We start from the raw sequence: 18,810 nt of genomic DNA on the forward strand, positions 1-18,810 counted from the left end.
GCGAGCGGGGTCCTTATGGCCGCGGCGGCGGTTCTCTGAGGGCTCAGTGGGTGGGGGCGGGTCTCGGGGAGCGGGCGCGGGTGCCCGCGTACAGGACGCCGGTCACGATGAGGGCGGCGGCGAGGACCTGGAGCCAGGAGATGGCCTCGCCGGTGAGCAGGGCGGCCGAGGACATGCCGAAGACGGGGACCAGCAGCGTGTAGGGCGCCACGGTCGAGGCGTCGTAGTGACGCAGCAGGTAGCCCCAGACGCCGAAGCCGCCGAGTGTGGAGATGAAGGCGACGTACGCCAGCGAGAGCCAGCCCTCGACGGGGGCGGCCAGGTCGGGGGCGCCCTCCACCAGGAGGGAGAGCAGCAGGAGCGGGGGCGCGGACAGGGCGCTGACCCAGACCATGAAGCGCAGCGCGTCCGGCGGGGCGGCCTTGCGCTGGGCCACGTTGCCGAGGCCCCAGGCGGCCGCCGCGGCCACGCAGAGGGCGAAGGCGCCCACCGGGCCTGACAGGCCGAAGTCGAAGGCGACCAGGGCCAGGCCGCCGAAGGCGACGGCCAGGCCGGCGACGCGTCGGGCGGTGAGCCGCTCGCCGAGGAGCGTCACCGCGAACAGGATGGTGAACAGGACCTGCATCTGCAGGACCAGGGAGGTCAGCCCGGCCGGCATCCCGGCGCGCATGCCGACGAGCAGCAGGCCGAACTGGCCCGCTCCGAGGGTGGCCGCCACCGCGACGACCCATCGCCAGGGCACTTCCGGCCGCCCGACCAGCAACAGGGCGGGGAAGGCCGCGAGTGTGAACCGCAACGACGCGTACAGCAGGGGCGGGAAGTGCTGCAGTCCCACCTGCATGACGACGAAGTTGACGCCCCAGACCGCGGCCAGGCCGATGGCGAGGGCCAGGTGGCCTGGCCTCACGCGGTGGCGGACTTGCGGTTGCGCTGGTTACGGGCCTGCTCCGCGAGGCTCCGGAGGTAGGAGATGGACTCGGTACGGTTCTGCTTCGCCTTAATGATTCTCATGCATATATTTTCCATCGCTACAGAGTTCAGCACAAGCGAGACTTTCTACGCTTAACCCTTTAAGCTGGCTTACATGTTGGACTTGAACCGCCTCAAGGCTCTACACGCGGTGCACGTGTACGGGTCGGTCGGCGCCGCGGCGGAGGCGCTCATGGTCACCCCGTCGGCCGTGTCGCAGCAGATCGCCAAGCTGGAGCGGGAGACCGGCGCCCGGCTCATCGAGCGCAACGGGCGCGGCGTGCGGCTGACGGACGCGGCCGGGCTGCTCGCCGAGCACGCCGAGCGGATCCTGGCGCTGGTGGAGACCGCCGAAGCGGACTTCGAGGCGCTGCGCGGCGAGGTCGTCGGCCGGCTCAACGTGGCCGCGTTCCCCACGGCGGCCCGCGGCCTGATGCCCCCCGCGCTGGCCGAGCTCCGGGAGCGCCACCCCGACCTGTGGATGCAGCTGTACGAGCGCGAGCCGGAGCGGATGCTGCGCGAGGTGGCCAGGGGCGAGCTCGACCTGGTGGTGGTGCAGGACTGGCTCAACAGGCCGATGGCCATCCCCGAAGGACTGTCCAGGAAGACGCTGATCGACGACATCGCCGACGTGGCCGTGCCTCTGGACCATCCCCTGGCCGGCAACAAGGAGATCCAGCTGTCCGCGCTGCGCGACGAGCGGTGGATCGCCTCCTCGCCCGGCACCATCTGCCACGACTGGCTGGTCTTCACGCTGCGCAGCGCGGAGATCGAACCCGAGATCGCCTACATGGCCGATGAGTACCCCACCCACCTGGCCCTGGTGGCGGCCGGGCTCGGCTGCTCCATCGTGCCCCGGCTCGGCCGCGACCCGGTGCCGGACAACGTCCGGCTCATCCCGCTGCGGCCCAGGCAGACCCGCCGCATCTACGCCCTGTGGCGCACCGACGCGGCCCGGCGGCCCGCCATCAGGGCCACCGTCGAGGCGCTGGGACGGGCCAGCGCGCTGCAGGAGAACGCGTGGGCGAGCGAGCCGGAGCTGCAGGTCAGTTGAGCACTGAAGGTCGGCTGAGCGCTGCAGGTCAGTTGAGCACTGAAGGTCGGCTGAGCGCTGCAGGCCAGATGAGCACTGAAGGTCAGATGAGCGCTGCAAGTCAGCTGAGCGCGATCGCGACGATGCCGCCGAGGATCACGCCGGCGGCCAGCAGCCGGTGCCGCAGCCCGCTCTCGGCGAGCAGGCTGCCGCCCAGCACGACGGCGATCAGCACGCTGATCTCGCGGGCCGGCGCCACCACGCTGACCGGCGCCATGGTGAACGCGATCAGCACCAGCAGATAGGACACGAAGGTCAGCACCGCGGCGCCCAGCACCCCGGCGCGGTGCTCCCGCCAGACCGGCAGGATCAGCGCTCTGCGGCGCGCGGTGAGCACCGCCGGGGTGAGCGCCAGCGCCCGCCCCACCTCGTCCAGATAGTTGAGCATGATCGGCGCCACCGCGAACACGCCCACCACCCGCGAGTCCCACACCGTGTAGCCCGCGATGAACAGCCCAGTCGCCAGCCCGAACGCCAGCCCCTTCAGGTCGCCCCGGCCGCTGCCGCCGCTCATCAGGAACACGCCCACGCCCACCAGGACGATCCCCGCGAAGCCCACGGCGGTCGGACGCTCACCCAGGAACAGCACGGCGACCAGGCTCGCCAGCATCGGGCCGGTGCCCCGCGCGACGGGGTAGACGATGGACAGGTCGCCGTTGCCGTAGCCCCGTTGCAGCAGCACGAAGTAGCCCAGGTGCAGCGCCGTGCTGCCGCCGATCACCGCCAGGTCGCCCCAGGACAGCGTGGGCCCGGCGACGAGCAGGAACCCGGCGAACAGCGGGCTCCAGATCACCGCCGCCGTGGCGGCCACGAGCCAGAGGAAGACGAGGCTGTCGGCCTGGGCGGCCTTCTTGCTCAGCAGGTTCCAGGAGGCGTGCGCGACGGCGGCGACGAGGACGAGGAGCAGGGCCCTGGGGTCCAACGGGACGGCTCCTTCCGATCGCCCCGACTCTACTATTGGGTGATCGGCCCTGGCGGGACGGGGGACGGGACCGGCTAAGCTGAGCCCCACCATGGCTGAAACCACCGTCGTTCACCTTTTGCGCCACGGTGAGGTGCACAATCCCAGTGGCATCCTCTACGGTCGGCTGCCCGGCTACAACCTGTCCGAGACCGGGCAGTTGATGGCCAAGACCGTCGCCAAGGCGGTCGCCGGACGCGACATCAAGGCCGTCTACAGCTCGCCGTTGGAGCGTGCCCAGCAGACCGCGACCCCGGTCGCGGCCACTCTCGGTCTCGACATCATCACCGACGAGCGGCTGGTCGAGGCGGGCAACCTGCTGGAGGGCCGGATGGTCGGGACCGGCCTGCGGATCCTGCGCAGCCCGCGCAACTACCGCTACTTCTGGAATCCGATGCGCCCGTCCTGGGGCGAGCCGTACCCCGTGATCATCGCGCGGATGCGCTCGATGGTCGACGACGCGCGGGAGGCGGTGCGCGGCCACGAGGCGGTGCTCGTCAGCCACCAGCTGCCGATCTGGGCGATCAGGATGGCGGCGGAGGGGCGGCGCAGGCTCTGGCACGACCCGCGGCGCAGGCAGTGCGCGCTGGCCAGTCTCACCACGTTCACCTTCGACGGGGACCGCCTCGTCAGCGTCGGCTACAGCGAGCCGGCCGGATCACTGCAGAGGGGCCCCAGCGTTCCGGGCGCCTGACCCCGCCGGTAGAGTTGCAAGCTCTACCGGCTGTAGTACAAGGAGATCTTCCTCCGTGCGCGCGAAGTCCATCTCCATGTCCGGCTCCGTCGCCCTGCTGGCTCTGCTGGCCGCCGGATGCGCGGGCAGCCAGGGCGGCCAGCCGCAGGCCGGCGACACCCGATTCGTCGCGGGCGACGGGAAGATGCAGGTGTTCGCGGCGGCCGACCGCCAGGCCGCGCCCGCGATCGAAGGGCCCACCCTCGACGGCGGCACCGCCTCACTGGCCGCGCACCAGGGCAAGGTCGTCGTGATCAACTTCTGGGCGTCCTGGTGCGGGCCCTGCCGGGCCGAAGCGCCGGTGCTCAAGGAGGTCGCGGCCAAGACCAAGGGCTCCGGGGTCGAGTTCATCGGCATCGACTTCAAGGACCGCAAGGCGGACGCGCTGGCCTTCGAGCGCACCGAGCAGAGCGGCTACCCGAGCATCTTCGACCAGCCGGGCAAGGTCGCGCTGGCCTTCCAGGGCACGGTGCCGCCCGCCGCCATCCCGTCCACGCTGATCATCGACGAGCGGGGCAGGATCGCCGCCAGGGCGCTCGGCGCGGTCACGTACACCGACCTGATGAACACGGTGACCAAGGTGCGCGATGAATGACATCGTCGCCTCCGGCTCGCTGCTGCTGGCCGTGCCGATCGCGGTGCTCGCCGGGCTCGTGTCGTTCCTGTCCCCGTGCGTGCTGCCGCTGGTGCCGGGCTATCTGTCGTACGTGACCGGGATGAGCGCCGACCCCAAGCGGGGGCGGCTGGTGCTCGGCACGTCGCTGTTCGTGGCCGGGTTCGGCGCGGTGTTCGTGGCCACCGGCGCGCTGTTCGGCGGGCTCGGCAGGCTCCTGCTGGTCAACGCCGACCTCATCACGCGGATCATCGGCGTGCTCACGATCCTGCTCGGGCTGGCCTTCCTCGGCGTGATCCCCGGGCTGATGCGTGACGTGCGCATCCACCGGATGCCCGCCGCGGGGCTGGCCGGCGCGCCGCTGCTCGGCGTGGTGTTCGGGCTGGGCTGGACGCCGTGCATCGGCCCCACCCTGGCGGTGGTGCTCGGGCTCGGGCTGAACGAGGGCAGCGCCTCGCGGGGCGCGCTGCTCGCCGTCGCCTACGCGCTCGGGCTCGGGCTGCCGTTCGTGGCCGCCGCCTTCGCCTACAGCAAGGCGCTGCGCACCTTCGGCGCCATCCGCAAGCATTCACGGCTGATCACCAGGGTCGGCGGCGCCATGCTGGTGGCAGTCGGGCTGGCGCTGGTGACCGGCCTCTGGACAGAGCTGATCGCGACCATGCAGGGCCTGATCGGCTCCTTCCGGCCGGTGATCTGATGAGCGTCGACGAGCTGGAGAAGGAGCGGGTGCCCAGGCCGGCGGGCATCGGCCTCGTCGGCTGGCTGCGCTGGGGCTGGCGCACGCTCACCTCGATGAAGACGGCGCTGATCCTGCTGTTCCTGTTCGCGCTGGCGAGCGTGCCAGGCTCCCTGCTGCCGCAGCGCGGCGTCGAACCCGGCAAGGTGGCGACCCTCTACCAGGAGAGCCCCACGCTGGCCGAGTGGTACGACCGCTTCCAGCTCTTCGACGTCTTCACCTCCGTCTGGTTCGCGGCGATCTACCTGCTGCTGTTCACCTCGCTGATCGGCTGCGTCCTGCCGCGCACCGCCACGTACGTGCGCGAGCTGCGCCGCAAGCCGCCCGCCGCGCCGCGCAACCTCGCGCGGCTGCCGCAGTCCGCCTCCTTCCCGGGCGAGCTCACCGTCGACCAGGCCGCCCGGCGGCTGCGCAAGCTGCGCTTCCGGGTGGAGACGGGCGACGGCTGGGTGTCCGCCGAGAAGGGCTATCTCCGCGAGACCGGCAACCTCCTCTTCCACATCTCCCTGCTCGGCCTGCTGATCGCCGTCGGTTTCGGCTCCTTGTACGGCTACCGCGGCAACGTCCTGGTGGCCGAGGGCGACGGATTCGCCAACACCGTGGCCGCCTACGACCGCTTCATCCCCGGTCAGCAGGTGTCGGCCGAGTCGCTGGAGCCGTTCAGCTTCGAGCTGACCGACTTCATGGCCACCTACCAGGTCGAGGGCGACAAGAGGGGGCAGGAGGTCGACTACTCCGCCTTCCTGAAGGTCAACGACTCGCCGACGGCGCCCGTCCGCGACTACGAGCTCAAGGTCAACGAGCCGCTGGAGGTCAACGGCACGCAGACCTACCTCCTCGGCCACGGCTATGCCCCCGTCTTCAAGGTCACCGACGGCAAGGGGCAGGTCGCCTTCGAGGGGCCGGTGCCGTGCCTGATCGAGGACAAGCCCACCCTCACCTCGGGCTGTGTGGTCAAGGTCCCCGACGCGCGACCGTCGCAGCTCGGGTTCCTGCTCAGGTTCCTGCCCACCAGCGCGCGGCTGACCGACGGCAGCTTCGCCTCGGCGTTCCCCGGCGCCCTCCAGCCTGAGGTGCAGGTCCTGGGGGCGTTCTCCGGCGACTTCGGGGTGCGCTCCGGGAAGCCGCAGTCGGTCTACGAGCTCGCCCCGCCCGAGGTGATGAAGAAGCTCACGCCGCTGGTCATGGGCACCGCGGTGCCCGAGCCGCTCGCGGTGGGGGAGTCGCTCGACCTGCCCGGCGACGCGGGCAAGCTGGAGTTCGTCGCGGTCAAGGAGTGGATGACGCTCCAGGTCGCCTACGATCCCGGCCGGGTCCCCGCCCTGGTGGCGGCCGCCCTGGCCACCGTGTCCATCGCGCTGTCGCTGATGATCCGCCGCCGCCGGGTATGGGTGCGGGTCAAGGACGGCACGGTCGAGGTGGGCGGGCTGACCCGCACGGAAGGCTCGGCGGCGGGCTTCGCCGAGGAGTTCGAGGACATCGTGAAGGCTCTACAAGCAGCAGGAGACAAGGATGACCGCTGAAGGACTAGCCGAGCTGAGCGACCTGTTCGTGGTCGCGGCAGTTCTGCTCTACCTGTTCTCCATGGTCGGCTTCGCGATGGAGCTCGCCTTCGGCCGGACCCGGGTCGACCAGGAGTCCGCGGGCGCCAAGGTTCCCGTGGCCGTGGGGGCCGCTACGGTGGTCGACGCCCCGGTGGACGAGGTCGCCGAGACCTCTGCGGCCGGCGGGCCGGTCTGGTCGGTCAGGGCCGGGATGGTGGGCCTGGGGCTCGCCTGGCTCGGCTGGGCGGCCAACCTCGGCGCCATCGCCACCCGCGGCCTGGCCGTGGAGCGCTGGCCGTGGGGCAACATGTACGAGTTCGTGGTGGGCATCTGCTTCGCCGCGGTGACCGCCTTCCTGGTCACCCAGTTCCGGCGGAACGTACGCTTCCTCGGCGCCTTCGTCATGGTCACCGCGGCCCTGGGCCTCGGGCTGGCGGTCAAGACGCTCTACACCTCGGCGGGGCCGGTCGTGCCCGCGCTGGACTCCTACTGGATCGCCATCCACGTCACCGTCGCGATCCTGGCCAGTGGCATGTTCATCCTGGCCGGGGTGGCGGGCATCCTCAACCTCATCCGCAAGGAGGGCCCGTCCCGGCTGCCGTCCAAGGCGGAGCTGGAGAAGGTGGCCAACCGCGCCATCGTCCTGGCCTTCCCGCTGTGGACGTTCGCCGTCATCGCGGGCGCGCTCTGGGCCGACCGGGCCTGGGGCCGCTACTGGGGCTGGGACCCCAAGGAGGTCTGGTCCTTCATCACCTGGGTGGGCTACGCGGCCTACCTGCACGCCAACGTCACGGCCGGCTGGCGTGGCCGGCGCGCCACGATCGTGCAGCTGGTGGCCTTCGCGTGCCTGCTGTTCAACCTGTTCGGCGTGAACATCTTCATCTCGGGCCTGCACAGCTACTCAGGCCTGTGACCGCCGGCGTTCATTAGCACGGAGCGGCCCGCCGGTGAAATCGGCGGGTCCCGTACGTCCCGTACGTGCGGGCCGGTAGTGGCGTGCCAAGGGGACGGGGCGTCGCCTGGGGGGTGAAGGCGGCGCTCGGTGTCGCTTACTTCTCTTCGCCACCGCGCATGCGGCGCTCGAGCTCGCGAAGGAAGTCGGGGTCGTCGTCCGGGCCCTTGGGGGCGGGCTCGCCTTCGGCCCGCGGGGCGACGGACCAGGTTTCGCGCGCGACTCTGGGGCGGCCGCGCATCATCCAGAACAGGCCGCCGATCAAGGGGAGCGCGGCGACAATGATCAACCAAACGGCTTTTGGTGAGTGCCTGACCTCTTCCTCGGGGGTGGTAGCGACGTCGAACAGTGAAAACAGCCAGAAGGCCAGCAGAGCCAGGCCGACAAGGACACCTGCCATGCCCGAACTGTAAGCCATCCTCAGCGTGATCGTGCCACCTTGATGTCCCATTCCGGGTGACTAGGGAAGATCGGCGTCGTACGGTGGAACACGATTCGGCGCAGTCTGCCCCGGCTGGGCCGCGCGTCAAGCGGCCTCGGTATCCGGTGTGGTGAGCGTCATGGGGTGGTGAGAGGTGCGATGGCTTTCTCCAACGACAAAGGACGTCATCGGCGGGGACGCTGGTGGCGGCGCGGCTCGTACCTCTTCTCGCGTCGCACCGAGGCGCCCGACGCGGACCGGTCGATCTGGACGAACGACGGCGGGCGGGCGCGTGAGCGCGGTCGCCGTCTGTCCGGCCGGAGAGGGGCCGGTGTGCGAGACCTGAGCCCGGCCGGTGGAGAGGAGCAGATGGACCGCGATCGCCGCCTGAGCGGGCGTGAGGACCCCGGTGGCAGAGAACGCCGCAACCTGATGGGCGGGTACGGCTTCCGCGACCGGCCGCGTGAGGAGCCCGAGCAGGCGTGGCCGCCCGGCGGTCAAGGGCCGCCCGGCGGTCAGGGGCGGCAGCGGTGGGAGGGTGGCGAGCGCCGCTGGGACCAGGGCGAGCGGTTGCCCGCGGCCGTGGTGGAGCGCCCCCGCTACACCTGGCAGGACTTCGAGCTCGACGACGCGTTACCCAGGGCGCAGCCGAACCGTCCCGACGCGCCTCTTCAGGGCGACGGGCTGCGCCACTGCGGAAAACTGGAGGCGATCCTGCACCGGCAGTGGGACGCCAGGAGAAGCCGGCCGTCGATCGACGTGGTGCGGGCGGTGGAGAGCCTGGCCAGGCTGCCTGACCGGATCAAGGAAAAGCTCGTCCAGGGGCTAGAGGGCATCTACGTGGGGCCCGGCGGAGTGCCGGACCTGGACGACATGGGCTATCTACGGGGCGCGCCGCTGCCGTCGGGCCGGGCGACGTGGGACATCTGCGCGGGAGCCTACGGGGATCGCAAGATCGTCGTGGGGGACCGGCCCTCGCCGACACCGGACGTGATGATGCACGAGGTGGGGCACGCCATCGACGACATCGACGCGGCGCTGGGCGTCTGGGTGTCGGACACGCCGGAGTTCGTGGCGCTCTTCGAGGAGCTCACGCCGCTCCTGGCCTCGTCCTTCCACCGGCAGGGGGGCGGGCTGGGACGCAAGGAGTTCTTCGCCGACGCCTTCGCCGCCATCGCCTCACGCCAGCGGCCGGCCCTGGTCGACATGCTCGGCGGCAACACGCGGATGGCGCTCGACGTGATGCTGTTCTTCAACCGGCGCTACGGAATCTAGGTGATCGGCAATGTACGTCATCCGCCTCGCTGACGGGACCCTGCGCGTGCCGCAGAGCCTGACCAGCGAAGACGGGCGCCTGATCGGGAACGCGTACGTCGAGGTCGAGCCGGGCGATCCCGAGTACGACCGGTGGGTGCAGGAGTCGCTGACCGAGGAGGAGGCGGCCGAGCGCCGTCGCCGTTGGGCGGAGGAGAACGACGAGCTGGAGCGGGAGTTCCTGGCGTTCAAGGCCGACCAGGAGGGGGCGTGAGAGGAATCGGCCAGGCGCCAGCCACGATCGGTGGTTGACGCCTTTCCCGTGCTAGCCGTACGGATGGTGCCGGTTAACACACGGATAGAGGTCCCGTCTCGGTGACCCTGCGTACAGGATCACCGACTTGGACGGTACGTCAAACGCGCGGGGACTCGCCTGTTGGCCTGTCGGCCGTAAGAACATCCTCACCACGGAGGAGGGCGTGCACTTCCGATTCACGGAAGCGCCGGTGCCCTCCGGGGGTGCGGATACTGCTGATGCGGCCTGCCGCGGCCCAGCGCGTAACCGTTTTTGGGTCTACCCGGAAGAGGGCGGCAACCTCTCCAGGGGTCAGCAGACGCTCGCTGCTACTCTCCACCAATCTCTCCCCCTCGCATCCCGCTTCCTGCCAGCGGGCGGACAGGTAACTAGTGTGTCGAGCGAAGCCTGATTTATCCGTGGTTTTCTACAAAGATCACGGGTTGTTATCAGCTGACTGCCCGATTGTTATATCATAGAGCCTCTTTGGGGCTCTCGTGGGTGTTTCTTTACGAAACATCCTTACTGGGAACAGTAGCAGCGCTCGCGCCCGATGCGAAGAGCGACCGGATGCCCTGGGCGAGTAATCTCGACCTGTGCGTCCTGTTCTCGTTTACACCATGTCGCGGATCGGTCTGTTTCTTGTAACCCTGGGGGTGCTGTGGCTGCTCGGGCTTGCTAACCCTCTGTTGCTGATCATTCTTTCATTCGTGATCAGCGGAGTCGCGAGCTACGTCCTGCTGTCGAAACAGCGCGATGCCATGAGCGCGCGCATCAGCGACAAGATCGACCACCCGAAGCCGCAGGGCGACTAGGGCAGAGGGAACATGCCAATCCGGGCATGGTACTCCCGTCCGAGTCGGGTCGTGTCGCTACCGACAAGTAGTCCGCCGCTGTGGGCCAGAAAGGCCTTCACGCCGATCCCGCGCTCCCGGCCGGGATTCCAACTCAGCGCCTTTCCCGTGTGCGGATGAATGGCGCCGATGCCCTCGCGCGGCACCGCACCTGGACCGGCCGAGTCGCGGCCCAGCGGGTTGTTCAGCCAGCGCTGATGACCGCCTACGTAGACCGCGCTGCCCGTCACCGACACCGCGTACAGCGAGTCACCGCCCGTCCTGTTGATCCAGGTCGGTTTGATGCCCTGGCCGCTCGCATAGGTCTCGAACCTGGCCGCGCTGTCGCACATGCCACTGCGCGGCCCGCCGGTGGTGACGACCACGAAATAACGGCCGTCGGGTGAGAAGTCCAGGCCGCGTACGTAGTAGGGAAAGGTGTCCTTGCACTTTTTCGCGTAGGCGTCGCTGTGCCAGTTCGCGAGCTTGGCCGTACGGCCGGCGATGTCGATCAGCCCGAGTTGTGGCCTGGAGTGCCCGGCGAGGGTGGTGAAACTGCCGTCGACCAGGAGCCGGTTCGCCGTGGCGGCGAGGGCGTGCACCCGCACCTGCCTGGTCAGCGACCCGCCCGGCGTGATCGTGAAGCCGGGGTCCGGGGCGCCTGTCGTGGCGTTCAGGCCGGCCAGCGCGACGCGCGGCTCGGTGAAGTCGCCGCCGACGTAGAGGTCGGCGCCGCGCCGGGCCAGTGCGGTGACCGCGCCACCGGCGATCCGCGGCGCGAACGAGGCCACCGGCTGTCCGGTGGACACGCTGAGGCGCGCCAGTGCGGCACTCCGGTGGCGGTCGATGGAGTAGAAGTCGCCGCCGACATAGACGGTGCCGGAATCGCCTGCGGCCAGGCTGTGCACCGGGCCGCGCACGCTGGGGGCGAAGCCGGGCAGCACGCGCCCGGTGGCCAGGTCGTAGGCGAACAGGTTCTCGCGCGCGTAGGTGGTCTTCTTGGTCGAGTCGGCGACGGCGGTGAACGAGCCACCGACCACGACGGTGCCACCGACCAGGGCGATGGCGTTCACGATGCCGTCGAGCACGTGAGGGGTGTTGTCGACGGGGTCGGCCGAGACCACGCGGGTGTGCGCGGTGGGGGCCGCAGCGATGATCGCCGCAAGGGCGGCTCGGGCAAGCATTCGCCAATTTCTAGCAGACGGAAAGTAGCCGTGCTGCTACTTTCCGTTGATTGTCGGGATAGCCATACTCTTGAGGGATGACGCGCGCTCAGTTGGACAAGCAGCCGGACGAGGTCGCCGCGATGTTCGATCGCACGGCCCGGCGTTACGATTTGGTCAATGATGTGATCTCCCTCGGGCAGGTCCGGCTGTGGCGCAAGGCCGTGGCCGCGGCCGTCGACGCGGGGCCCGGCGAGATCGTGCTCGACCTCGGTGCGGGCACCGGCACCTCCACCGACTCCTTCACCGCCTTGGGCGCCCGGGCGATCGCCTCCGACTTCTCGCTCGGCATGCTGCGCACGGGGGTGCGGCGGCATGGCGGCAACGCGCTGACGGGCGCGGGCGTGCCGTTCATCGCGGGTGACGCGCTGCGGCTGCCGTTCGCCGACGAGGTCTTCGACGCGGTGACCATCTCGGTGGCGCTGCGCAACGTGCACGACACCGCGCAGGCGCTGCGCGAGATGCTCAGGGTGACCAGGCCCGGCGGGCGGCTGGTGATCCTGGAGTTCTCGCACGTGACCGTCGACGCCTTCGACCTGGTCTACCGCGAATATCTGATGAAGATGCTGCCGAAGGTGGCCGGGATGTTCGGCTCCAACGACGACTCCTACGAATATCTCGCCGAGTCGATCAGGGACTGGCCGGACCAGGCGACGCTGGCCGGCGTCATCCAGCGGGCCGGCTGGGAGCGGGTCGCCTGGCGCAACCTGACGATGGGGATCGTGGCGATGCACCGGGGGTTCAAGCCGGTGCTCTCGAAAGGGTGAGGGCCGGCGTGATCTACTAGCGCGTGACGGCCCCCCGGCTGCCACTTTGTGCACGAAAAGGGTTAGACTTCGGCCCGAACAGTTTGTGAAGGGGTTCACAAAGGAACGAAGGCGAACCCACCCCGTGCCTTCGAGTGTGTAGGGACAGGACAGTCCAGTGACCGTGCCAGCAGCCATTCAGGCTGACGCCGACGTCATCGTCGTCGGCGCCGGTCCCGCAGGTTCCGCCACGGCTTTCCACCTCGCTCGGTCCGGGCTCGACGTGCTGCTTCTGGAGAAGACCCGCTTCCCCAGGGAAAAGGTGTGCGGCGACGGCCTGACCCCGCGCGCGGTCAAGCAACTGATGAACATGGGCGTCGACATCGACGCGCCCGGCTGGGTCCGCAACAAGGGCCTGCGGGTCGTCGGCGGCGGCCTCCGCTTCGAGCTCGACTGGCCCCAGCTGGAGCGCTTCCCCGACTTCGGGCTCGTACGCACCCGCAAGGACTTCGACGAGATCGTCGCCGCGACGGCGGTGCGGGCCGGGGCGCGCCTCATGGAGGGCGTCACCGTCACCGGCCCGATCCTCGACGACCGCAGCGGCCACATCGTGGGCGTGACCACCAAGGACGGCGCCTCCTACCGTGCCCGCCTGGTGGTGGCCGCCGACGGCAACAGCACCCGGCTGGCCCTCGGCATGGGCCTGCACAAGCGCGAGGACCGCCCGATGGGCGTGGCGGTGCGCACCTACTTCGAGAGCCCGCGGCACGACGACGACTACCTCGAGACCTGGCTGGAGCTGTGGGACGAGGAGACGTTGCTGCCCGGCTACGGGTGGGTGTTCGGGGTCGGCGACGGCACCGCCAACGTCGGGCTCGGCCTGCTCAACACCAGCTCTTACTTCAAGAACATCGACTATCGCGACCTGCTGATGCGCTGGTGCCGGTCGATGCCCGCCGAGTGGGGTTTCACCGAGGAGAACATGACGGCGCCCATCCGCGGCGCCGCGCTCCCGATGGCCTTCAACCGGCAGCCGCACTACACCCGCGGCCTTCTGCTCGCCGGCGACTCCGGTGGATCGATCAACCCGTTCAACGGCGAAGGCATCGCCTACGCTCTGGAGACCGGCGAGATCGCCGCCGAGGTCGTCGCCAAGGCCCTCAAGGGCACCACCCCCGCGCAGCGGGAGCGGATCCTGCGGACCTACCCGCAGACCCTGAAGGACGCCTACGGCGGGTATTTCACGCTGGGCAGGTTGTTCGTGGAGGCAATCGGGAAGCCGGGTGTGATGAGCTTCGGCACCAGGCATGGATTGCCCCATCCGAGGCTGATGCGCTTCGCGCTCAAACTCCTTGGTAATCTCACCGACCGGCGAGGCGATGCGTCGGACCAGATCATCAACGCACTCTCGAAGGTCGCGCCACGAGCATGAATCCCACACTCACCCGGCAAACACATAGATCAGGCTGCGCGCCCGCGCGCGTGGCGACTCCAGAGGAGGTGTAGCGATGGACCTTTACGTGCCCATCCTGGTGCTCGCCGTTCTCGCGGGGGGCTTCGCGATCTTCTCGGTCGCCATCGCTCCCTTCACCGGTCCCAAGCGCTGGAACCGCGCCAAGCTCGACGCCTACGAATGCGGCATCGAGCCGACGCCCCAGCCTGTCGGTGGCGGACGGTTCCCGCTCAAATACATGATCACCGCGATGCTCTTCATCGTGTTCGACATCGAGATCATCTTCCTTTACCCGTGGGCGGTCTCCTTCGCCCCGCTCACCAACGACGCGGGCAGCGTGATCTCCTCGGGCCTCGGGGTGTTCGCGCTCGTCGAGATGCTGCTGTTCATCGCCACCGTGCTCGCCGCCTACGCCTACGTGTGGCGCCGCAAGGGTCTGGACTGGGACTGAAAATGGGACTTGAAGAGAAACTCCCCAGCGGGTTCATCCTCAGCACGGTCGAGCAGGCCGCGGGCTGGGCGCGCAAGAACTCCGTATGGCCGGCCACGTTCGGGCTCGCCTGTTGCGCCATCGAGTTGATGGCCACCGGTGGCCCGCACTACGACCTGGCGCGCTTCGGCATGGAGCGCGCTTCGGCGTCTCCTCGCCAGGCCGACCTCATGATCGTCGCCGGTCGCGTGTCGCAGAAGATGGCTCCCGTCCTGCGGCAGATCTACGACCAGATGGCCGAGCCCAAGTGGGTCATCGCCATGGGCGTGTGCGCCTCCAGCGGCGGCATGTTCAACAACTACGCGATCGTTCAGGGCGTCGACCACGTCGTGCCCGTCGACATCTACCTGCCCGGCTGCCCGCCGCGGCCGGAGATGCTCATCGACGCGATCGTCAAGCTGCACGACAAGATCCAGAACACGAAGTTCGGCGCGCACCGCGCCAAGCAGGTCGAGGAGCTCGAACTGCAGGCGCTGCGCACGCTGCCGCTGATCGACCAAGGGGCCGCCAAGTGACCTCCCCTGACAACCTTCCCGAGGTCCCCGGCGCCGAGGTGCCCGAGGTCGCGCAGACCCCGGTGACCGAGCCGCCCGTCGTCAGGCATGGCATGTTCGGGGTCCAGGACAGCGGCGACACCTCCGGCTACGGCGGCCTCGTCGTACGCCGGGCGCCGCAACTGTCCACCCCGCGCCCGTACGGCGGCTACTTCGACGAGATCGTGGACGCCCTCGGCCTCGACGACGCCATCGAGCGCGTGGTCGTCGACCGCGGCGAGCTCACCCTGCACGTCAGGCGGGAGCGGCTGGTCGAGGTGTGCCAGAAGCTGCGGGACGACCCGGCGCTGCGCTTCGAGCTCTCGCTCGGCGTCTCCGGCGTCCACTACCCGCACCTGGCGGGCGAGGAGCTGCACTCGGTCATCCACCTGTGCTCCCTCACCCACAACCGCCGCGTGCGCGTCGAGACGAGCTGCCCGGACGCCGATCCGCACATCCCGTCCACCGTCGGCGTCTACCCGGCCAACGACTGGCACGAGCGTGAGGCGTACGACTTCTTCGGGATCGTCTTCGACGGGCACCCCGGGCTGACGCGGATCATGATGCCGGACGACTGGGACGGCCACCCGCAGCGCAAGGACTACCCGCTGGGCGGCATCCCGGTCGAGTACCGCGGCGCGACGATCCCCGCTCCGGACCAAAGGAGGTCTTACTCGTGAGCACCGCATACGACGAGGCGACCGAGGGCAAGGTCTATTCGGTCAACGGCGCGGACTGGGACGAGGTCGTCGGCGCGGTCCGCGACTCCGACGACGAGCGCCTGGTCATCAACATGGGCCCGCAGCACCCGTCCACGCACGGCGTGCTGCGGCTGGTACTGACCCTCGACGGTGAGACGGTCACCGAGGCGCGCGGCGTCATCGGCTACCTGCACACCGGCATCGAGAAGAACATGGAATACCGGACGTGGACCCAGGGGACCACGTTCGTCACCCGGATGGACTACCTGTCCCCGATCTTCAACGAGACGGCCTACTGCCTCGGCGTGGAGAAACTGCTCGGCATCGAGGATCGGATCCCGGACCGGGCGCAGGCCATCCGGGTCATGATGATGGAGCTCAACCGGATCGCCTCGCACCTGGTCGCGATGGGCACCTTCGGCATGGAGCTGGGCGCGACCACGCCGTTCCTGTTCGGGTACCGCGATCGCGAGATGATCATGGACCTGTTCGAGTACATCACCGGTCTGCGCATGAACCACGCCTACGTACGGCCGGGCGGCGTGAGCGTCGACCTGCCCGCGGGCGCGGTCGACAAGGTCGGCGAGTTCCTCAAGGAGATGCCCAAGCGCATCAAGGACATCCGCAAGCTGCTCGACGAGAACCCCGTCTTCGTCGGCCGCACCAAGGACGTCGCCTACCTCGACCTGACCGGCTGCATGGCGCTCGGCATCACCGGGCCCATCCTGCGCTCCGCGGGACTGCCGTGGGACCTGCGCAAGTCGCAGCCCTACTGCGGCTACGAGACCTACGACTTCGACGTGCCCACCGAGCGCGGCTGTGACGTCTACTCCCGCTACCTGGTGCGCATGCAGGAGATGGAGGAGTCCCTCAAGATCGTCGAGCAGGCGCTCGACCGCATCGCCGGACCGCTCAAGGGCGACCCGGTGATGATCGAGGACAAGAAGATCGGCTGGCCCGCGCAGCTCGCGCTCGGCCCTGACGGCTTCGGCAACTCGCCCGACCACATCGCGCACATCATGGGCAGCTCCATGGAGGCCCTCATCCACCACTTCAAGCTGGTGACCGAGGGCTTCCGCGTGCCCGCCGGCCAGGTCTACGTGCCGATCGAGTCGCCCAAGGGCGAGCTCGGCGCGCACGTCATCAGCGACGGCGGCACCAAGCCCTACCGTTTCCACTTCCGCGAGCCGTCGTTCAACAACCTGCAGGCCTTCCCCGCCATGGCGGAGGGCGGCCAGGTCGCCGACGTGATCGCCGCGGTGGCATCTATCGACCCCGTCATGGGAGGTGTGGATCGGTGACGTATTCACCGGAAGTCCGGGAGCGTCTCGAACGCGACGCCAAGGAGATCATCGGCCGTTACCCGAAGACGCGGTCGGCGCTCCTGCCGCTGCTGCACCTGGTGCAGTCCGAGGACGGTTACGTCTCCGACGACGGACACGAGTTCTGCGCGCAGCTGCTCGGCCTGAGCAAGGCCGAGGTCGTCGGCGTGTCGACCTTCTACACCATGTACAAGCGCAGGCCCGCCGGGGAATATCACGTCGGCGTCTGCATCAACGCGCTCTGCGCCGTCATGGGCGGCGACGAGATCTGGGAGCAGCTCTCCGAGCACGTCGGGGTCGGCCACGAGGAGACCACCTCCGACGGCAAGGTCTCGCTGGAGCGCCTGGAGTGCAACGCGGCCTGCGACTTCGCCCCGGTCATGATGGTCAACTGGGAGTTCTTCGACAACCAGACGCCTGACTCGGCCAAGCAGCTCGTCGACGACCTGCGGGACGGCAAGGACGTGCGGCCCACCCGTGGGCCGAAGAAGCTCTGCTCGTTCAAGGACGCCTCGCGCGTCCTGGCCGGGCTGCCCGACGAGCTGGCGGGCGACGGCCCCTCGGCGGCCGGGCCCTCACTCGAGGGTCTCAAGGTCGCCAAGGCCCATGGATGGAAGGCCCCCGAGGCATGACGACTACCCTTACCCCGGTCCTGACCGCCAACTGGGACCAGGCCAACTCTTTCACCCTCGACGGCTACGGGCCGTACGAGGCGGCCAAGAAGGCGCTGGGCATGGACCCCGACGCCGTCATCCAGGCCGTCAAGGACTCGGGCCTGCGCGGCCGTGGCGGCGCCGGCTTCCCGACGGGCATGAAGTGGGGGTTCATCCCCCAGGGCGACGGCAAGCCGCACTATCTCGTGGTCAACGCCGACGAGTCGGAGCCGGGCACCTGCAAGGACATCCCGCTCATGATGGCCAACCCGCACTCGCTGATCGAGGGCGTCATCATCACGGCCTTCGCGATCCGGGCCAACCACGCCTTCATCTACGTACGCGGCGAGGTGGTGCACGTCATCCGGCGGCTGCACGCGGCCGTGCGTGAGGCGTACGCCAAGGGTTATCTGGGCACCGACGTCTTCGGCTCCGGCTATGACCTGGAGCTGGTCGTGCACAGCGGCGCGGGCGCCTACATCTGTGGCGAGGAGACGGCGCTGCTCGACTCGCTGGAGGGCTTCAGAGGTCAACCGCGTCTCAAGCCCCCGTTCCCGGCCGTGGCGGGGCTTTACGCCTCACCTACTGTTGTGAACAACGTGGAATCTGTGGCCAGTGTTCCCTCCATCATCGCCAACGGGGCCGACTGGTTCGCCGGGATGGGGACGGAGAAGTCCAAGGGCTTCGGCATCTTCTCGCTGAGCGGCCACGTCACCAGGCCCGGCCAGTACGAAGCGCCGCTCGGGATCACCCTGCGCGAACTGCTCGACATGGCGGGCGGGATCCGGGCGGGGCACCAGATCAAGTTCTGGACCCCCGGCGGCTCGTCCACGCCGATCTTCACCGACGAGCACCTCGACGTGCCGCTCGACTTCGAGGGCGTGGGCGCCAAGGGCTCCATGCTCGGCACCCGGGCGCTGCAGATCTTCGACGAGACCACCTGCGTGGTCCGTACGGTGCTGCGCTGGACCGAGTTCTACGCCCACGAGTCGTGCGGCAAGTGCACGCCGTGCCGCGAGGGCACCTACTGGCTCAAGCAGGTGCTCAAGCGCCTGGAGGCCGGCCAGGGCTCCGAGGAGGACCTGTCCACGATCACCGACATCGCGGACAACATCCTGGGCCGCTCGTTCTGCGCGCTCGGCGACGGGGCGACCAGCCCCATCCACTCCTCGGTGAAGTACTTCCGCGAGGAATACCTCAAACACTTCGAGATCGGCGGCTGTCCGTTCGACGCGAAGAAGTCCACTGTGTGGGGTGACCAGTGACCACAACCGCTGTAGAGACC

The 18,810-nt window shown here is 69.0% G+C and carries 22 protein-coding genes; 17 read left to right on the top strand and 5 right to left on the bottom strand.

Going from position 1 to position 18,810, the window contains the following annotated elements; translation table 11 throughout:
• Window positions 1-43 precede the first annotated feature (43 nt).
• A complete protein-coding gene (locus OHA68_RS16245; protein WP_327108381.1) occupies window positions 44-907 on the bottom strand; it encodes an EamA family transporter in 864 nt (287 codons plus the stop codon).
• A 177-nt stretch (window positions 908-1,084) separates the two neighbouring features.
• Between OHA68_RS16245 and OHA68_RS16250 the strand changes: the two genes are divergently transcribed.
• Window positions 1,085-2,023 (top strand): LysR family transcriptional regulator, encoded by a 939-nt coding sequence (locus OHA68_RS16250; protein WP_189142133.1) that lies wholly within the window; start codon window positions 1,085-1,087, stop codon window positions 2,021-2,023.
• Window positions 2,024-2,123: 100 nt separating this feature from the next.
• On the opposite strand, the gene OHA68_RS16255 is transcribed toward OHA68_RS16250, so the two are convergent.
• Complete coding sequence (locus tag OHA68_RS16255; RefSeq protein ID WP_327108382.1) at window positions 2,124-2,984, bottom strand: DMT family transporter; 861 nt, start codon at window positions 2,982-2,984, stop codon at window positions 2,124-2,126.
• Between the two features lie 91 nt (window positions 2,985-3,075).
• Between OHA68_RS16255 and OHA68_RS16260 the strand changes: the two genes are divergently transcribed.
• The 5 genes from OHA68_RS16260 to ccsB all read left to right on the top strand — a co-directional run bounded on the left by OHA68_RS16260 (window position 3,076) and on the right by ccsB (window position 7,562).
• The gene (locus OHA68_RS16260; RefSeq protein WP_189142135.1) at window positions 3,076-3,717 is read left to right on the top strand and encodes a histidine phosphatase family protein; all 642 of its coding nucleotides are present in this window, start codon (window positions 3,076-3,078) and stop codon (window positions 3,715-3,717) included.
• A gap of 76 nt (window positions 3,718-3,793) precedes the next feature.
• The gene (locus OHA68_RS16265) at window positions 3,794-4,351 is read left to right on the top strand and encodes a TlpA family protein disulfide reductase (RefSeq protein WP_407674501.1); all 558 of its coding nucleotides are present in this window, start codon (window positions 3,794-3,796) and stop codon (window positions 4,349-4,351) included.
• The gene (locus OHA68_RS16270; RefSeq protein ID WP_189142136.1) at window positions 4,344-5,066 is read left to right on the top strand and encodes a cytochrome c biogenesis CcdA family protein; all 723 of its coding nucleotides are present in this window, start codon (window positions 4,344-4,346) and stop codon (window positions 5,064-5,066) included. The genes OHA68_RS16265 and OHA68_RS16270 overlap by 8 nt, the downstream gene beginning before the upstream one ends.
• Window positions 5,066-6,628 carry a cytochrome c biogenesis protein ResB gene (resB, locus tag OHA68_RS16275; protein ID WP_327108384.1) on the top strand — a complete coding sequence of 521 codons (1,563 nt, stop codon included), beginning with the start codon at window positions 5,066-5,068 and terminating at the stop codon, window positions 6,626-6,628. Before OHA68_RS16270 ends, resB begins: the two co-directional genes overlap by 1 nt.
• Window positions 6,618-7,562: a c-type cytochrome biogenesis protein CcsB gene (ccsB, locus tag OHA68_RS16280; protein ID WP_327108385.1), complete on the top strand. Its 945-nt coding sequence runs from the start codon at window positions 6,618-6,620 to the stop codon at window positions 7,560-7,562. The genes resB and ccsB overlap by 11 nt, the downstream gene beginning before the upstream one ends.
• Window positions 7,563-7,698: 136 nt before the next feature.
• On the opposite strand, the gene OHA68_RS16285 is transcribed toward ccsB, so the two are convergent.
• Entirely contained in the window at window positions 7,699-8,001 is a 303-nt protein-coding gene (locus tag OHA68_RS16285) for a PLD nuclease N-terminal domain-containing protein (RefSeq protein WP_327108386.1), read from the bottom strand.
• Between the two features lie 180 nt (window positions 8,002-8,181).
• Between OHA68_RS16285 and OHA68_RS16290 the strand changes: the two genes are divergently transcribed.
• On the top strand, window positions 8,182-9,297 hold the full coding sequence (locus tag OHA68_RS16290) for a hypothetical protein (RefSeq protein WP_327108387.1): 1,116 nt from the start codon (window positions 8,182-8,184) through the stop codon (window positions 9,295-9,297).
• A gap of 10 nt (window positions 9,298-9,307) precedes the next feature.
• Window positions 9,308-9,550 (top strand): hypothetical protein, encoded by a 243-nt coding sequence (locus tag OHA68_RS16295; RefSeq protein ID WP_189142141.1) that lies wholly within the window; start codon window positions 9,308-9,310, stop codon window positions 9,548-9,550.
• A 139-nt stretch (window positions 9,551-9,689) separates the two neighbouring features.
• On the opposite strand, the gene OHA68_RS16300 is transcribed toward OHA68_RS16295, so the two are convergent.
• The gene (locus OHA68_RS16300; protein ID WP_181616591.1) at window positions 9,690-9,911 is read right to left on the bottom strand and encodes a BldC family transcriptional regulator; all 222 of its coding nucleotides are present in this window, start codon (window positions 9,909-9,911) and stop codon (window positions 9,690-9,692) included.
• A 280-nt stretch (window positions 9,912-10,191) separates the two neighbouring features.
• On the opposite strand from OHA68_RS16300, the gene OHA68_RS16305 reads away from it, so the two are divergent.
• Window positions 10,192-10,386, top strand: coding sequence for a DUF4229 domain-containing protein (locus OHA68_RS16305; protein ID WP_263652297.1), 195 nt, complete (start codon window positions 10,192-10,194; stop codon window positions 10,384-10,386).
• On the opposite strand, the gene OHA68_RS16310 is transcribed toward OHA68_RS16305, so the two are convergent.
• On the bottom strand, window positions 10,383-11,588 hold the full coding sequence (locus OHA68_RS16310) for a hypothetical protein (protein WP_327108388.1): 1,206 nt from the start codon (window positions 11,586-11,588) through the stop codon (window positions 10,383-10,385). The genes OHA68_RS16305 and OHA68_RS16310 overlap by 4 nt on opposite strands.
• Before the next feature lie 77 nt (window positions 11,589-11,665).
• Between OHA68_RS16310 and OHA68_RS16315 the strand changes: the two genes are divergently transcribed.
• From OHA68_RS16315 to nuoF, 8 genes are all read left to right on the top strand, one after another.
• The gene (locus OHA68_RS16315) at window positions 11,666-12,394 is read left to right on the top strand and encodes a demethylmenaquinone methyltransferase (protein ID WP_327108389.1); all 729 of its coding nucleotides are present in this window, start codon (window positions 11,666-11,668) and stop codon (window positions 12,392-12,394) included.
• 157 nt (window positions 12,395-12,551) lie between these two features.
• Complete coding sequence (locus OHA68_RS16320; protein ID WP_327108390.1) at window positions 12,552-13,805, top strand: geranylgeranyl reductase family protein; 1,254 nt, start codon at window positions 12,552-12,554, stop codon at window positions 13,803-13,805.
• A 76-nt stretch (window positions 13,806-13,881) separates the two neighbouring features.
• Complete coding sequence (locus tag OHA68_RS16325; protein WP_189142146.1) at window positions 13,882-14,277, top strand: NADH-quinone oxidoreductase subunit A; 396 nt, start codon at window positions 13,882-13,884, stop codon at window positions 14,275-14,277.
• Between the two features lie 2 nt (window positions 14,278-14,279).
• Entirely contained in the window at window positions 14,280-14,831 is a 552-nt protein-coding gene (locus OHA68_RS16330) for a NuoB/complex I 20 kDa subunit family protein (RefSeq protein ID WP_327108391.1), read from the top strand.
• Window positions 14,828-15,529, top strand: a complete 702-nt coding sequence (locus OHA68_RS16335) for an NADH-quinone oxidoreductase subunit C (protein WP_407674446.1) — start codon at window positions 14,828-14,830, stop codon at window positions 15,527-15,529. Before OHA68_RS16330 ends, OHA68_RS16335 begins: the two co-directional genes overlap by 4 nt.
• A complete protein-coding gene (locus tag OHA68_RS16340; RefSeq protein ID WP_327108392.1) occupies window positions 15,526-16,851 on the top strand; it encodes an NADH-quinone oxidoreductase subunit D in 1,326 nt (441 codons plus the stop codon). Before OHA68_RS16335 ends, OHA68_RS16340 begins: the two co-directional genes overlap by 4 nt.
• Entirely contained in the window at window positions 16,848-17,504 is a 657-nt protein-coding gene (gene nuoE, locus OHA68_RS16345) for an NADH-quinone oxidoreductase subunit NuoE (RefSeq protein WP_189142150.1), read from the top strand. The genes OHA68_RS16340 and nuoE overlap by 4 nt, the downstream gene beginning before the upstream one ends.
• Entirely contained in the window at window positions 17,501-18,790 is a 1,290-nt protein-coding gene (gene nuoF, locus OHA68_RS16350; protein WP_327108393.1) for an NADH-quinone oxidoreductase subunit NuoF, read from the top strand. Before nuoE ends, nuoF begins: the two co-directional genes overlap by 4 nt.
• Window positions 18,791-18,810 lie beyond the last annotated feature (20 nt).

The organism is Nonomuraea glycinis, from assembly GCF_035920485.1.
Classification (GTDB): Bacteria; Actinomycetota; Actinomycetes; order Streptosporangiales; family Streptosporangiaceae; genus Nonomuraea; species Nonomuraea glycinis.

What these genes read in the sequence shown, in the direction of transcription:
- OHA68_RS16250 (WP_189142133.1), top strand. Translation starts at nt 1,085, where the DNA reads ATGTTGGACTTGAACCGCCTCAAGGCTCTACACGCGGTGCACGTGTAC.
- OHA68_RS16260 (WP_189142135.1), top strand. Translation starts at nt 3,076, where the DNA reads ATGGCTGAAACCACCGTCGTTCACCTTTTGCGCCACGGTGAGGTGCAC.
- OHA68_RS16265 (WP_407674501.1), top strand. Translation starts at nt 3,794, where the DNA reads ATGTCCGGCTCCGTCGCCCTGCTGGCTCTGCTGGCCGCCGGATGCGCG.
- OHA68_RS16270 (WP_189142136.1), top strand. Translation starts at nt 4,344, where the DNA reads ATGAATGACATCGTCGCCTCCGGCTCGCTGCTGCTGGCCGTGCCGATC.
- resB (WP_327108384.1), top strand. Translation starts at nt 5,066, where the DNA reads ATGAGCGTCGACGAGCTGGAGAAGGAGCGGGTGCCCAGGCCGGCGGGC.
- ccsB (WP_327108385.1), top strand. Translation starts at nt 6,618, where the DNA reads ATGACCGCTGAAGGACTAGCCGAGCTGAGCGACCTGTTCGTGGTCGCG.
- OHA68_RS16285 (WP_327108386.1), bottom strand. Translation starts at nt 8,001, where the DNA reads ATGGCAGGTGTCCTTGTCGGCCTGGCTCTGCTGGCCTTCTGGCTGTTT.
- OHA68_RS16290 (WP_327108387.1), top strand. Translation starts at nt 8,182, where the DNA reads ATGGCTTTCTCCAACGACAAAGGACGTCATCGGCGGGGACGCTGGTGG.
- OHA68_RS16295 (WP_189142141.1), top strand. Translation starts at nt 9,308, where the DNA reads ATGTACGTCATCCGCCTCGCTGACGGGACCCTGCGCGTGCCGCAGAGC.
- OHA68_RS16305 (WP_263652297.1), top strand. Translation starts at nt 10,192, where the DNA reads ATGTCGCGGATCGGTCTGTTTCTTGTAACCCTGGGGGTGCTGTGGCTG.
- OHA68_RS16310 (WP_327108388.1), bottom strand. Translation starts at nt 11,588, where the DNA reads ATGCTTGCCCGAGCCGCCCTTGCGGCGATCATCGCTGCGGCCCCCACC.
- OHA68_RS16315 (WP_327108389.1), top strand. Translation starts at nt 11,666, where the DNA reads ATGACGCGCGCTCAGTTGGACAAGCAGCCGGACGAGGTCGCCGCGATG.
- OHA68_RS16325 (WP_189142146.1), top strand. Translation starts at nt 13,882, where the DNA reads ATGGACCTTTACGTGCCCATCCTGGTGCTCGCCGTTCTCGCGGGGGGC.
- OHA68_RS16330 (WP_327108391.1), top strand. Translation starts at nt 14,280, where the DNA reads ATGGGACTTGAAGAGAAACTCCCCAGCGGGTTCATCCTCAGCACGGTC.
- nuoF (WP_327108393.1), top strand. Translation starts at nt 17,501, where the DNA reads ATGACGACTACCCTTACCCCGGTCCTGACCGCCAACTGGGACCAGGCC.